Origin of the sequence: Butyrivibrio sp. INlla14 (assembly GCF_900102515.1) — a bacterium.
Taxonomy (GTDB): Bacteria; Bacillota; Clostridia; order Lachnospirales; family Lachnospiraceae; genus Butyrivibrio.
The window spans coordinates 1-12,670 of record NZ_FMVS01000047.1 but is presented as its reverse complement, the minus strand read 5'-3'; the positions used below and the strand labels follow the sequence as shown (position 1 = coordinate 12,670).

Sequence of the window (12,670 nt, the reverse complement as noted above, 5' to 3'; positions counted from 1 at the left end):
CGTAGGATATCTGAGAGGAGCTGTCCTTAGTACGAGAGGACCGGGATGGACGGACCGCTGGTGTATCAGCTGCATCGCCAGATGCATAAGGCTGGGTAGCCACGTCCGGAAGGGATAAACGCTGAAGGCATCTAAGCGTGAAGCCCCCCTCAAGATGAGATATCCCTGGCTTGTCCAGTAAGACCCCTTAGAGAGTATGAGGTTAGATAGGCACAAGGTGTAAGCACGGTAACGTGTTCAGCTGATGTGTACTAATAGGTCGAGGGCTTATCCAAGAAGGTTAGGAACGATTGAAGAAGGATTTAGATTATCAGTGTTCGGTTTTGAAGGTACAAACTGTATTTTTATATATGCCGATGTGGCTCAATTGGCAGAGCAGCTGATTTGTAATCAGCAGGTTAACGGTTCGAGTCCGCTCATCGGCTCTAATTATTTAAAGCGAGGTACTGCTTGTAATTTGCAGTATCTCTTTTTTGTTGCACAAGACCGGCAAGCGAATGGATGCTTGCACACAAATTCATTTTTTCGTTGCTTATTGCCTCAGAATCATATAAAGTAATCTGTGTTTATTGCAGATAGATCAAATGTTTATTGTTACTAGAACGAGCTGTATGCAGGTTCATAGTAAAACCCAGTGTACTAGAAGGGTAGAAAGTAAGTGATACGTATTGGAATAGTAGATGATGACAAGGCTTCTCGAGAGAGTATTCATCAGGAAATCTCGGATTATGCCAGGCTTCATCATCTGAAATGTGAATTAAGTGAATATGAAAGTGCTCTGAAGTTCCTGGATAGCGGAGATAAAGGCTTTGACATGTTGATTCTTGATATAGACATGCCAGGAATGTCAGAAATGGAGCTCGCTGAGAAGATAAGAGAAACTGATAGGGATGTTGTTATTGTCTTTTGCACGAATCTTCAGCAATTTGCAATTAATGGCTATAGTGTTGGAGCTCTAGGTTTTATGGTAAAACCTGTGCAGCCTTATGCGCTTAATCTAACGATGGACAGGGCTATTAATGCTATAAAAATGAACCAGAAGCGCAATAATACAGACAGCGATACTAAATTTGTGCTTAAGGATGGAACCATTTCTCGCCTAGTTAGTGTCTCTGATATTGATTATATTGAGGTCCGTCAGCATTATCTTTTATACAATATAAAGGATAGCAATACTGGCGCGCGAATAGTAATCAAAAATCGAGGAACGATGCAGGAAGCAGTCGAAAGGCTTTCCCAATACGGCTTTTGGCGCTGCTCTTCAAGCTTTTTAGTCAATATAAAAAGTGTTACAGCGGTGAGTCGTGTTAATGTTTTTATTGGAAACGAGCTTCTTCCTATAGGAAGGACCTTTAAGGAATCCTTTATGGATGCTTTTTCCAGATATCTTGCCAAGAAGGGATGGGAAGATCCATGTCTGTGATTGAATATATTTTCTCAAGGCAGGTACAGATAGGCATGCTTTTTGCAGCGCTATTGTTTATGCCCTGGAAGCAGAAAAGAGAAAGATTTATCACCAGGTTTGTACTTAGTGTCGCTTCATTTCTTGTTGTAACAGATCTTTGTGTTAGATGGAATATCGAGAGCAAGGTAAGACTCCTTTTGTTTACGGCTCTTTTGATGGCACTTTATTGGATTTGCTTTGAATGTAGCTTCATTCACTATGTCTTTTATACAACCTGTGCATATGCTGTTCAGCATATTTCAAGTAAGCTAGCCTATATGATTGTTGTGCCTTTTTCAGTAAAAAGAAATATTGCAGGTTACTCCTTTGCTCTTGTAGTACTTGTTGTGGTATCGGTCTTGGTTGCTATAGCTGTCTACATAAAATATACCAAGCCTTATCTTACTAAGGGAAATCTTCAGTTTGATAATGCAAAGATAGTTTTGTATTCCGGCTTTTTCTTGATAGCAGCAATTTATTTAAGTGTACTTTTGGAGGATGGGTTTGATACCGGAGCATCCTCTTATACTACAAGCTATTTATGTCTGAATGCTTTTTGTATACTGTTTGCGCTGTCAATACTTGCTCTTGAATACACAAATTTTAATACCAAGCAGCTTCAGCAGGAAAATCAGATACTAGCAGGGCTCTTAGAATCTGACAGACAGCAATATGAACAGGCCAAAAGGGATATGGAAAAGATTAATATCCGTTATCATGACATCAAACAGCAGTACACCAGGGCTTCAGAGGAAGAGCGAAGCAAGCTTGAAGAAGAGATGGCTGAGCTTAATCTCAGGTATTTTACTGGGAATAAGGCTGTGGATATAACTCTTACTCAGAAATCTGCAAAATGTAATGAAGCAGGAATTATGCTTGTATGTTCTGCAGATGGTAGTTGCCTTGATCGCATGAAGCATTACCACATCTATTCTATGCTTGGGAATGCACTTGACAATGCCATAGAGTGCCTTGAACAAGTAGCTGACGAAGAGAAAAAGGTCATTACTCTGGATATTCATAAAGAGAAAAACATGGCAGTTATAAGGGTTGAGAACTATACACCCAATCAACCGTTATTTAAAGATGGAGATCTTCTGACAACGAAGGCAGATAAAAGAGATCATGGATATGGTGTGAAAAGTATACAAAACACAGCAGAGATTTATGGTGGTATTGCACATATATTTGTTGAAAATGAGATATTTTACCTGTTAATTACTATTCCTTGTAGTGAAAATCTTACAGTGAATTAAATGCGTATTAACAATGCGTTCATATTTAAAGGGCGACTTGGACAAAAAAATCTAAGTCGCTCTATTTTTTTTGTGTAAATTGTGACCTGGTTTTTTACAATTGTGCCATTTTGTTGAATACCGTATTTATTTTCCCTAGTATGTATTTGTAGATGAAATTCAATCTCACTTGTGGGTGGTGCACAACCTAATAAATGGGAGAGGGTTATTACAACATTTTTATTTAAGGAAAGATGGGGATTAAGATGAAAAAACAAAGCACTAACAAGTCAGGGCTTTGGCTCGGACTTGCAGGTTCTGCAGTTCTTTTGGCAAATCTTGTTTTCACAGGAACTGCTATTGCTTTCCAGCAGGAAGGAGAGATCAACCATGCACTTGGTCTTGAGGGATCTGGAGCTACCTACGGGGGCACAGAGTTCTCAGAGGATGGAACTCTTACAGATGATAGCTATGCCAAGTACATTGAGGCTGCTTACAAATTCTGTGAGCAGGAAGAAGAGGAAGGAAGCGTACTTCTTTACAATAAGGATAACGCTCTTCCATTATCTGAATCAGAGCGTAATGTAACTGCTTTTGGACGCGGAAGTATAGATCCTGTTTTCCGTAGTACCGCAGGTGGTTCTTCAACAAATAAAGAATTCCAGCAGACTCCTGTAGATGCTCTTAAGGGTGCTGGATTTAATGTAAACCAAGTTGTCCTTGATGCTTATTCAGCTGCTCCTGTTGCAGAAGCGAGAAGTGTATCAAGTGTAGGTGAGTATGATGCATCTATCTTCACAGCAGATGTAGAGAAGTCCTATGCATCCTATGGAGATGTGGCTTTTGTAACACTTTCTCGTTTTGCTACAGAGGGTAATGACCTTGCAATGACAAATGCAAAGGGTAAGAGAATGTTGGAACTTGATGATAATGAGAAGGCAATCTTCAAGAGTATCAAGGATTCAGGCAAGTTCAATAAGACAGTAGTTCTTTTGAACTCAGTATTTGCACTTGAGCTAGACTGGCTTGAAGAATATGACGTAGATGCAGTTCTGTGGGTTGGTAACCCTGGATTCTACGGAATGCCAGGTGCTATCAGGGTAGTGACAGGTGAGGTTAATCCATCAGGTCATACTACAGCAACTTTTGCAGCAAATTCTCTTTCAGCTCCTTCTGCAGAGAACTTTGGACTTCACAAGTATGATTATGGAACAAAGACTCCTCGTGAAGCTGGTGAGAACTTTGTAAGCTACAACGAAGGCATTTATGTAGGCTACAGATATTATGAGACTCGATATGAGGATACTGTTCTGGGTCGTGGCAATGCAGACTCTAAGACAGGCGCCAAGGCTTCCAATGCGGGATGGAACTATGCAGATGAAGTATGCTTCCCATTTGGCTATGGTCTTTCTTATACAACTTACGATTATCACATGGATAATCTTGAGTATAACCAGGAAAGCGATACATTTAAGGCAACAGTAACAGTAAGCAATACTGGTTCTGTTGATGGTAAGGCTAGTGTTCAGCTCTATGGCCAGTCACCATATACAGAGTATGATGCTCTTAATGGCGTTGAGAAGTCTTCAATTCAGCTTCTTGGCTATGACAAGGTAGATGTAGCTGCCGGTGAGTCACAGACTGTTGATATCGAAGTTCCAGGATATTTTCTTGCTTCTTATGACAGACTTGGTGCTAAGGGCTATATTTTAGATGCTGGCGATTACTATTTTGCAGTAGGTAACGGCGCTCATGATGCTCTTAACAACGTTATGGCTGCTAAATATGGCGCAGAAGTAGAATGCAAGTTGACAGATGAAGCTGGTAACGTTGTTACTGGTAATGTAGAGGCTACATCTTCATGGACAGCGCCTAATACAGAAGTTGATACAACCAAGTATCGTCAGTCACGCTACAACAGCGAGGTAGAGGTTACAAATACCTTCGATGATGCAGATGTTAACTATTGGGTAGATGATAACGAGAAGATAACATATCTTTCACGTTCAGACTGGGATGCTACATATCCTACAACACTTGAGACAATTACTGTTAATGACAAGCTTTACAACGGACTTAACATGCAGACTTATGAGAAGGCTGCAAATGCCAAGCATGTTTCTGATTTCAATCTTGGTGTTAAGCTTGATGAAAAGATTGATTTCATCGATATGAAGGGTGTAGCTTTTGATGACCCTAAGTGGGATGATTTCCTGTCACAGCTTACTCTTTCTGAACTTCTTATCAACATGGGAGATTCAAAGGGTATAAAGGCTGTTAAGGCTGTTAATAAGCCCGGTTGCACAATCGTAGATGGACCAGAAGGTATGAATGGTCAGTTCAAATATGGAGATCGCCGTAATTGTACAGGTTGGGCTACACTTCCAATCGTAGGTGCTACATGGGATCATGATGTTCAGACAAGATTTGGCCAGATGTATGGTGAAGATGCTCTTTATGCATCTATTCCAATCGCGTACGCTCCTGGTGCTGATACACTTCGTTCTCCATATTCAGGACGTACTTCTGAGTATTTCTCAGAGGATGGTGTACTTAGCTACTATGCTGCCAAGAACGTATCGCATGGTATGCGTACAAAGGGACTTATCGGAACAGTCAAGCACTTCTTCCTGAACGAGCAGGAAGCCGGAAGACAGGGTATTTCTACATTTGCCAACGAACAGGCTATCCGTGAGATTTATATGAGAGCATTTGAGGGTTCACTTGCAGAGGGTGATTCACTTGGTGTTATGACAGCGTACAACCGTATCGGTGTTATGTATGCCGCTGCTAGCCAGGGTATACAGCATATCCTCCGTGACGAGTGGAAGTATGACGGATATATCATAGATGATGCACTTACAGCATCAGCTTATTCTTCTGCACCAGAAATGCTCATGGCCGGAAATAACATTTTCTGCCTTGATACAGCAAGACCTACAGAAATTGAGAAGCTCATCATGGATACAGATGATGGTGATCTTCTTCAGAAAGTTCTTGATTCTAACCGTTATATGTACTATATCATGCTCAAGTCATCTATGGGTGGCGCTGATGCATCTGAGATTGTTGTTTCTGATGCAGCTCCTTGGTGGCAGATTCTTTTAAGAGTCCTTGATGTTGTATCAGTTGTACTTGTAGTCTGCGCAGTAGCTATGTATGTCCTTTATACATATACAAAGGTTTTTGCAAAAGAAAACGCTTCTGCCGCTGCTAAGAAGAATTAATGGAGGTTTGGATCAATGCTGGAACGCTTAAAAAATAAAGCCCTTGGTAGTTATCTCTGCCTGGCATCAGCGCTTGTGGCGCTTATCACAGCTATTTGCTTTTTAATGACTCAGGAAACAGCTGCTCCTCTTGGACATAAAGGTCCTATGCCAGGTTTAGTGCTTCTTGTTGGAGCGGTTATTTCACTCATAATGTTTTTTGTGCCTGTTCGTTTTGGCGCTTTTATGCAGGCAGCAATTTATAATGTAGCTCTTTATCTTGTAGTTGTTCAGTTGTACTTCGTATTTGCTGACGTTATCAATCATGTAACATTTGCAGGTGGTAATCCAACTCTTTGTGTGTTCTACATGGTTGGAACTTTTGTAGCCGCTCTTTTGTGCGTGATCGCTTGCTTTATGAAGCAGACCAAGACAGAAGAACAGGTTAACCTTAAAAAAGATCTGCTTAAGGGTGTTTCTTTTGCGGTAGTAGCCTGCGCAGCAATCTTTGGAGTTTCATTTGTTGATGTAACTCCTGCTTCTGAGGTTTTAGCTGAATCATCAGATGTTGAGGATTCATTCGAAATGAAACTTGCAGATAACTCTTTTGCCAATATGTCAATTGAGGAGCTTGCAGCTATTCCACGCGATGAGTGGGAAGCCAAGGAAACGAACGGTCAGATAGCGTACTTCTTTGAAGGACAGTATACAGAAGGCTTTGCAACAATCGTTGACCCTGCCTGCCTTGATATGTACTGCGCAGTAGATGGTTCAATGTATGGATCATTCTCAGGCCCTACAACATCAGTGGGCGGCGGAAATGTAGAGTATGTTTACGGCTACTGGTATAACCGTGATGAAAATGGTGATAGAAACTTTGTTGTTCATATTACAGGAACTTTAAACAGTGCTGGCATTACAAGAGCTGTAAATGTTGAAGGCGGTGAAGATGCTGATGTATTTATCTTTGATACAGAGCATGGTGATTACACACTTGAAGCCAGCCTTAGCTATGGTGTTAGCGGTGGTATGTTTACACGTAACATCAACATTTATGGAATGCCTTATGCTGCAGCGCAGAGTATTACAATTGACTCATCCAGGCTTCGTACTTTCTACACAGGAGATGCCTTCGATGCAGGAGAGCTCGTAGTATCAGCTGTTCGCGCTAACGGAGCAGAGGAGACTATCTGGAATGGTCGTCTTAGCTATGACGGATTTGACTCTGAAACACCTGGAACCAAGAAGGTTACTGGTACATTCCTGGGTCAGTCACAGGAATTTGAAGTTAAGGTAGAAGAACTGGTTGCTGAGACCTTTGACGGAAGCTATGAGCTTGTAGTCGGAGATGCACCTGTAGCAATGGATGCAAGTCTTTTGATTGACTACTCACACAAGAGAATCACAATCACAGCTGTAGATGGTTCAGCATCAATCACAGGAAACATTGTTGATGCAAAGGATGATGTGGTTACTGCTACTCTTAATGGTAGTCAGCCAGTAGAAATTGCTATTACAGAAGAGGATGGTAATAGAAGTGTTGTGATTCCAGCCCATGAAGAAGTTGTTACAGGCTGGACAGGTAGCGCAACATATTCAATAGGCGAATGCGGTTTCGGACAGCAGTAATCTGTTAATTTTTGGGGTATAGTTTTATTTGATAAGAGCCGCTGATATGAATATGTCAGCGGCTCGATGACGAGTAGGAAGACTGACCGCCTTCTACTTAGAAATAAGATGTATGAGCATAGAGCGATAGTCACCATTTTGTGGTGGAATGACAAGTCCTACTTTTTCAAGGGTTGATCCTAAAAGTTCAGTATCATTTCCCTCTATCACATATCTTGCATCCGCCATAAGTCCAGGAACTTTTAAAAGCTTTCTGGAGGAATTTGGAGAAGCCAGCACCTGAACATAGGTGATGAGGGCCTCTCTTTTATCCTTACTAACTACCATATAGGCGTCATACTCATGATTTCTCTGGTAGGAAGAGAGCCTGTAGTAATCACCGCCTCTTACTAGGTGATTGTATTTGTGATATAAGGCAACCTGGCGGGAGATATTAGCTCTGTCCTCATCAGATATTCTGGTGATATCAAGCTCATAGCCAAAGGTTCCTGCAAGGGCTACATCTCCGCGAGTCTTAAAAGGAGTGGTCCTTCCAACGATATGGTTCGGGCAATCGGATACATGGGCGCCCATTGTGCTAAGAGGAAAGATAAGGCTTGTTCCTTCCTGAATCTTAAGTCTTTCTATGGCGTCTGTGTCATCTGAACACCATATCTGAGGGCTGTAATATAACATACCGGCATCAAATCTTCCACCGCCTCCAGAGCAGTTTTCAAGTAGAAGATCAGGAAACTCTGTGATCATGCGCTCCTGGAGTTCATATACGGCCAGCATATACCTGTGGCTAAGTTCGCCCTGAGATTCGCTATCAAGTCCAAGGGATCCAAGGTCACATAACTGTCTGTTCATGTCCCATTTAACATATTCAATGTTGGCGCTAGTTAAGATAGCTTTGATACGTCCAAAGATATAATCACGGACTTCCTGCCTTGTGATATCAAGGACTAATTGGTTTCTGCTTCTGCAAGGAAATCTGTCAGGGAGCTGTATTGCCCAGTCAGGGTGCTCTTCAAAGAGCTTGGATTTTGGTGAAACCATTTCTGGCTCCATCCAGATTCCAAATTTCATGCCAAGGGCATTGATTTCGTCAACAAGCTTTTTAAGGCCGCCTTTTAGCTTGTCTTCATTGACAAACCAGTCTCCAAGGCTTGAATTGTCATCATTTCTTTCACCAAACCATCCGTCATCCATTACCAGCATCTCAATGCCGCTTTTCTGGGCTTCTCTGGCAATGGCTATCAGTTTGTCACTATCAAAATCAAAATATGTAGCTTCCCAGTTGTTGATAAGGATTGGACGCTCCATATCCTTATATTTACTTCTGATCAAATGAGTCCTGAACAGATCATGGAATGTTCTGGTCATTTTCCCAAGGCCGGCAGAAGAGTAGGTCATTACAACCTCTGGAGCCTCAAAGACATCTCCAGGTTTCAGTGTCCATCTAAAATTCTTGGCTCCAATACCCATGTAGGCTCTTATATCGTTAAACTGACTTTTTGTAACACCAGCCTCAAAATTACCTGAATAGACAAAAGAAAAACCGTATACCTTGCCTGTATCTTGTGAATCCTCATTTTGAACAAGAGCCATAAATGGCTGGAACTGATGAGAAGATTCTCCTCTGAAAGACTCTATAGAAGTATCCCCGTAGCCTATTTCCCTAAAATCCATACTGCGTTCTCTGGCCCATGATCCGCGAAGAGTTAAGAGTTTGAAATTTTCCTGATCCATATCCAGAGTAAAAGACATTACTTTATCAAGATATATAGTTTTCTCAGAAGTATTTTCAAGTCTTACAGATCTTGTGATCACATCAAGGCCTTCAAATATGCTATAGGATAAGATGCACTTGAGCCCAACAATCTTATCTATGAGTGTAATTTCAAGACTCATAGAATCTTCTTCCTGTCCAAAGGTAGCTGGAAGGCCGGGAATAGCTCTTTTACCCTTAAATATTTCATGAGAATCATAGCATAGTAACAGGCCTGAGTGACCGTTGCTATCAGTGATCTCTATGCTGCTTTTCCTGTAGTCCCCAACGTTATTGGAAGAATACTCAAAGGGAAATCTGTCAAGAAAAGAGCTTCTGTCGCGCATATCCACAGTTGGAGTAACCTGAGGCTCAATTGCCTTCCAAAGAAATGCAGCATCAGTAGGGTCTATCTTGTCCCCATAATAAAGGTGCCCTAAAAGCCCCTCATCTCCGGCAATTCCCATCACATAGCTTGTTGCCTTGGTGTCAATTACAAACACTTTTTCTTTTTCCAAAAATCTTATATTCATACCTTACGCTCCCCATTGATGATCTAATACTTACTATCCATTGTACAATTCTTCCGCTTTATGTCTATAATAATAGAGCATGAAGGTTGTACATACTTGCGGAGGGCTACTCACGAGGAACTGGGATTGTTTACATGGGATGAGGCTGCTACAGCGTTTACAGGTATTTTCTCTAAGATCCGAGGACTTAGTGTAAACGCTAAGATCATCGAAGAGCTTAATGAGGCTAGCTATGGTCATCCGCTAGCTATGGTCATCCGTATATTATGCAGCTTCTGGGCTATCATCTTATTTTGCATATAAATGAGCACATAACTGATAAAAAGTACAGCGCATCAGAAGAAGATGCCAAGGTTGCCATTAAAAACGCTATTTATGCTTACGAGCAAAAGGCATTAAAGCCGTTACTAGACGAAATGGCAAATAATGAAAAGACATATTTGTTAAACATGGCGAAATGCCTGGATAACGAGCGTCTGGCTGATACGTCTGCCATATCGCAAAGACTTGGTGTTACAATAAATAAGTTAAGCAAACAGCGGGCTAATCTTATAGACCGTGGGATAATTGCAGCGCCAGAACATGGAAAGGTCATGTTCTGTGTACCATACCTTGCTGATTACGTTCAAAAGGAAGAACTAGTCTCGGATGTAGTGACAGTAGCGAGACAGAGAAGAGTATAAAAATGAGTAGAAAAATATTAATATTAAACACAGGCGGAACATTGTCCGCAGTAATGAAAAAGAATGGTCTTATTCCAGGCTTGTCTATCCATGACATGCAAAAAGAGCTAAAAATGGTATCGGGAGATACTGATATTGAGATTGAAGATTTCTGCTCCGTAGACAGTGCTAATATTTTCCCAGAGGATTGGTGCGCTCTTGCGCAAAAGATAAGTGACTGTAGAAATGACTATGATGGAATAGTTGTCATTCACGGAACCGATACACTTGCCTATACATCTTCCATGCTTTCTTTTATGCTCAGGAATGTAAATATCCCTGTAGTTATCACAGGTTCGCAGCTATCTATTACAAACCCTGTGGCAGATGCCATGGAAAACTGCAGATGCGCAATTCACATGGCGGCCAGCCAGATTCCGGGAGTTTTTGTGGCATTTAACAGGAAGGTAATCCTGGGATGCAGAGCCTCTAAAGTCAGATCTCTTAGCTTCGATGCCTTTGAGAGTATAAATTACCCTAACATTGCAACAATCAGCTCTCTTGGAATGAAAATAGATACTTCAGCTGTTCCGGAGAGAGCGGGGATTTTTAAATTATCCAACACTTATTCAGATAAGGTCTGTATGATCAAGATGTTTCCTGGAATTCACAGGAGCTTTATTGAATCTATTGCTCAGCAGGGCTATAAGGGCCTGTATATAGAGGCTTACGGTATTGGAGGAATGCCTTTTCTCAAGCATGATTTTATTGGAGCTCTGGATAAAGTCATACAGAGTGGCATGACCGTGGTAGTAGGAACCCAGTGCAGATATGAGGGCACCAAGATGGACGTATATGAGACTGGTAAAAGAGCCATGGCAATAGGTGCTCTTGAAGCTCGCGATATGACTAGCGAAGCGGCTCTCACAAAACTCATGTGGATATTGGGAATGACAGAAGATGTCAAGGAAATCCGCGACTATTATTCTATCAATATGGCTGGAGAAATGGCCAAGATCTGAGGAAAAAACTGTAGGATTGAGAGTATAAAATGACAATAATCATAGCAAATATAATAGACTTTCTGGCCGCCTTGCTGCAGGTAGGCTCAGGTGCAATAAAGAAAAAATCGAAGATACTCATAGTGCAGATAGTTCAGCTTCTGATGCAGGCAGTGAGCATGCTACTTCTTGGCGGCATAACAGGAGCCATCAGTAATGTCCTGTCATGCCTAAGAAACTACCTATGTTATAAAGAAAAGCTTAATACCATATGGAAGATCATCCTTATAGCAGCTTCTGTCATAATGACAGTAGTTATGAATGAACAGGGGCTTCTTGGGGTAATACCGGTAGCGGTTTGTACTGTCTACATAATTTTTATGGATGTAAAAGATCCTGTGAAATTCAAGCTACTAGTGACTCTTTCATTCATTCCATGGGTTGTGTACCATTTTGCACTGAAATCATACACAGGAGCTTTCTTCGACCTGGCTTCAGTCGTTACCAACGCGGCAACACTTTACAAGATGGTTCGAGAAAGTACAGGCCAAAAAGGAAAAAGCGATATAACTACTGATCTGTAGCAGATGATCATGAATGTCATGACTAACAAGATAGGAGATAAGGGTGCCATGAGTCAGAAAGATGGAAAGCCATTACCACCATTAGGGACCAAACCGGAAATAAAGGTAAAACAAAGCCCAGCAGCCGAGGCACTTAGAAAAGCACCGGACGAAGCCATTGCCAGAGCAATTCATGACACTCTGCTGAGGCAAAAAGAGGGACCTAAGAATTAACTTAAAGTTTATCTTTATTTTAGATAGATGTTATCAATAAAAAATAATTATCTTATATGATTTTATTATAGAACAATGGGATGATGTTGGGGTCAAAAGCCCCTTGAATCTAAAACTATAGTTGCTAATCCCTAATGGGATTTACATATATCTGTCCCTTGAAAAGTTAATACAAACCGCATAAACACTGGGAGACATGGCGAAAGCATGATAGAATATAAGTATCAAATCCACGAGGTACATGTCATGTCATTTCGCACAAATGATTCCCAGCAGATTTCAATGTTTGATAGTTTTAACGTCTTGACTGAAAGAGAGCAGAAAGCTCTGGTCAGGTCATGGGCAAAAGTGTTTGCAGAAGAGATATTTCCAACAATAGATGAGGAACGTTTCTCTGTACTATACTCTGCTGA

Annotated in this window: 10 protein-coding genes, 1 tRNA gene and 1 rRNA gene; 11 read left to right on the top strand and 1 reads right to left on the bottom strand. The window is 41.2% G+C overall.

What is annotated here, in order from left to right; genetic code table 11:
- From BLO53_RS18120 to BLO53_RS18095, 6 genes are all read left to right on the top strand, one after another.
- Nucleotides 1-275 (top strand): 23S ribosomal RNA (locus BLO53_RS18120); the annotation flags it as partial.
- Between the two features lie 77 nt (nt 276-352).
- Nucleotides 353-425: transfer RNA gene (locus tag BLO53_RS18115), tRNA-Thr, on the top strand.
- 233 nt (nt 426-658) lie between these two features.
- Entirely contained in the window at nt 659-1,423 is a 765-nt protein-coding gene (locus BLO53_RS18110; protein ID WP_092064918.1) for a LytR/AlgR family response regulator transcription factor, read from the top strand.
- Complete coding sequence (locus BLO53_RS18105; protein ID WP_176757358.1) at nt 1,414-2,700, top strand: ATP-binding protein; 1,287 nt, start codon at nt 1,414-1,416, stop codon at nt 2,698-2,700. The genes BLO53_RS18110 and BLO53_RS18105 overlap by 10 nt, the downstream gene beginning before the upstream one ends.
- Nucleotides 2,701-2,945: 245 nt before the next feature.
- On the top strand, nt 2,946-5,906 hold the full coding sequence (locus tag BLO53_RS18100) for a beta-glucosidase (protein WP_176757357.1): 2,961 nt from the start codon (nt 2,946-2,948) through the stop codon (nt 5,904-5,906).
- 15 nt (nt 5,907-5,921) lie between these two features.
- Complete coding sequence (locus tag BLO53_RS18095; RefSeq protein ID WP_092064908.1) at nt 5,922-7,514, top strand: bacterial Ig-like domain-containing protein; 1,593 nt, start codon at nt 5,922-5,924, stop codon at nt 7,512-7,514.
- A gap of 93 nt (nt 7,515-7,607) precedes the next feature.
- Here BLO53_RS18095 and BLO53_RS18090 read toward each other — a convergent pair whose 3' ends face one another.
- Nucleotides 7,608-9,797: an alpha-galactosidase gene (locus tag BLO53_RS18090; protein ID WP_092064905.1), complete on the bottom strand. Its 2,190-nt coding sequence runs from the start codon at nt 9,795-9,797 to the stop codon at nt 7,608-7,610.
- Between the two features lie 96 nt (nt 9,798-9,893).
- Here BLO53_RS18090 and BLO53_RS19365 point away from each other — a divergent pair, with 96 nt between their 5' ends.
- From BLO53_RS19365 to BLO53_RS19360, 5 genes are read left to right on the top strand one after another with little or no spacing between them, the layout of a single operon-like run.
- A complete protein-coding gene (locus BLO53_RS19365) occupies nt 9,894-10,100 on the top strand; it encodes a hypothetical protein (protein WP_176757356.1) in 207 nt (68 codons plus the stop codon).
- Nucleotides 10,064-10,480: a hypothetical protein gene (locus BLO53_RS18085; protein WP_143003280.1), complete on the top strand. Its 417-nt coding sequence runs from the start codon at nt 10,064-10,066 to the stop codon at nt 10,478-10,480. The genes BLO53_RS19365 and BLO53_RS18085 overlap by 37 nt, the downstream gene beginning before the upstream one ends.
- 2 nt (nt 10,481-10,482) lie before the next feature.
- Nucleotides 10,483-11,481: an asparaginase gene (locus BLO53_RS18080; protein WP_092064899.1), complete on the top strand. Its 999-nt coding sequence runs from the start codon at nt 10,483-10,485 to the stop codon at nt 11,479-11,481.
- A 29-nt stretch (nt 11,482-11,510) separates the two neighbouring features.
- Nucleotides 11,511-12,044 carry a YgjV family protein gene (locus BLO53_RS18075; RefSeq protein WP_092064896.1) on the top strand — a complete coding sequence of 178 codons (534 nt, stop codon included), beginning with the start codon at nt 11,511-11,513 and terminating at the stop codon, nt 12,042-12,044.
- 48 nt (nt 12,045-12,092) lie between these two features.
- Nucleotides 12,093-12,257, top strand: coding sequence for a hypothetical protein (locus BLO53_RS19360; protein ID WP_176757355.1), 165 nt, complete (start codon nt 12,093-12,095; stop codon nt 12,255-12,257).
- Nucleotides 12,258-12,670: the final 413 nt, after the last annotated feature.